Below are 2280 nucleotides of genomic sequence, written 5' to 3'. Positions count from 1 at the left end.
GCAGAACAGGTATCTCAAATCGATGATGATGCTTTAGAAAAAAGTACTTGGGATATGGATGTTGATGATACGGTCGATGTTCTTCCCGCAAAAAACCAGGAAATAAGAATTGATAACTGTCCTGAAGATGCAAAAGGAAGTTTTTCCCTCACAATCGACGGTAAAAATAAGCAATGCACAAAGGAAAGCAACTCCATAATATTTGATGCATCTAAATTAACTTTAGGCCAGCATAAGTATGATTTGAATTTCTTAGGGGATGACAAGTACGCTCCGGCAACAAAATCAGGAATATTGAACGTCTCTGAGATTATTTTCATTGCACCCGAATCTTTCAGGTGTTCAGGTAGTTTTGGAGACCCATATGATGATCTTTTCGAGTCAAATGTAAAATATCTCAATAGTAAGGTCGGAACATTAAAAGTTTACACCAATGATAAACTAAAACTTGATATTGACCTGTTAAACCATCCAATAAAAAAAACCTATGATGAGGAAAATTATTTTTATTATCATATATACCCGGATGCAAGCAATCAATTTTACACACTTTATTTCAGAACATATGCTGTTGTCCAAAAGACTGACCTTAGAGTAGAATACCGGGATAATGACACAAACTTTGTCAAATCAAAGATTATTGATACAACTTACAGGCTATCCTGCCCATCTGCTGTTAATTGCGGTGAAGACCTGTCGATAGATGCTCCAAATGACATTATTGCCAGTAAACTCAGCTTTGAAATAAACGGTACAAAATATAAGATTTACAATACCTCATACTATGATGACGGTATTTCCGCAAAGGTTAATAGTTATTATGCTTCAATAAAATCTTTGCCTTGCGGAAATTATGCCGCTAAGCTTAGTTATTCAGGCGATAAAAAATATCCTGCTTTAACTAAGGACGTTAAATTGTCAATTATCCCTTCCGGCAGTAAGAAAATCTTTGTCGGTGAAGATTTATATTTAGATTACGAGAATGGCGATCCGATAGGAACTCAAGATAATCTTCCGCTTTTTTATGATGATGAGGAATTCAATTTTGAGGAATATTTTAAGGATGGAAACAATTTTACAAAGTTCGGTCTTGAAATAGATGGAAAGATATATGATGTTTACCCAGTAATGATACATGATGTTGGGGCTAGTGAAAGGTTTATTCGTTATGTGGCTTTAACAAAAGAATTGCCTTGCGGAAACTATCTCGCTAAACTTAATTTCAACAACGAAGATTATAAGATATATAATCTTTCTGTTATTCCATATGATCTTGATATTGGTGAAGACTGGACATATGGTGATTTTATTCGCTTTATGTACAGCAATAATCTGACAGGTTATATAAAAATTGAGGTTAATTCTAAAGAAGTGTATAATAAGAATGTAAATGAGAATTCAGTTTCCTGGTCAGAATATGCAAAAGTATCTGACATAGACATATCCAAATATCTTGATTGGGGCAGCAATGAGGTTTCATTTGAATATTATGGTGGAAATTATCCGGATTTCACAGAAAAAGTCAATCTAACCTATACTTATACTTTTTACCTAGAAAACATGACTTTTTATTATGGTTCATATTATTCTGAAGATGGATGGAGATCCAATCATTATTATTTGTGGAATATACCCGAGGAACTGTTCAATGATAAACTTTCAGTTAAGATTGATGGTGTTAAATACAGCATAGACTACACTAATCAGGAGGTTGATATTTCACAATTGGATGTTGGCTATCATACTGTTGCTGTATCATATAAAGGAGATGATAAATTCTATCCTTTAACTGAAAAAGCATATATCAATGTTACTTATCCAAAAATTAGCATTCCTAAAACTGTAACAAATGGAAATAATGAAATAGTAATTGTTGTTCCGGGAAAAAGTGGTACCTTTAAGATTACCGCAAAGACCATTAGGAGCACCCCAAAGTCAAATCAGAATACCTATGAATTTTTTGCCAAATTGGTCAATGGGCAGGCAAAAGTTTCACTGGCGCAATTGAGCGGAGGCAAATATGTTATAGATGTTGAAGGTCGTATTGATGGAAAATATTATGATTCAATTGAGGAAATCACCGTTAAAAACACTAAACTGGCCGCAAAAGATACATCCGTATATTATAAAAGCGGAAATGGCTTCAAAGTCAAGGTGACTACTGCGGCAGGCAAGGTCATCAAAAACAAGTACGTCAAATTCTACATCAACGGAAAATACGTCAAAAATGTAAAAACAACCAAAAACGGTTATGCAACCCTGAAAATCACAAAAGCACCT

1 protein-coding gene is annotated in these 2280 nt (G+C 34.1%); it reads left to right on the top strand.

Going from position 1 to position 2280, the window contains the following annotated elements; all coding sequences use genetic code 11:
• A partial coding sequence (locus tag ACJMLD_RS08530; protein WP_405270501.1) for a hypothetical protein occupies positions 1–2280 on the top strand: 2280 nt, incomplete at both ends.

The organism is Methanobrevibacter sp. (assembly GCF_045112895.1).
GTDB lineage: Archaea > Methanobacteriota > Methanobacteria > Methanobacteriales > Methanobacteriaceae > Methanocatella.
The sequence above is the reverse complement of the archived record's forward strand: the minus strand, read 5'-3'. Positions and strand labels throughout refer to the sequence as shown.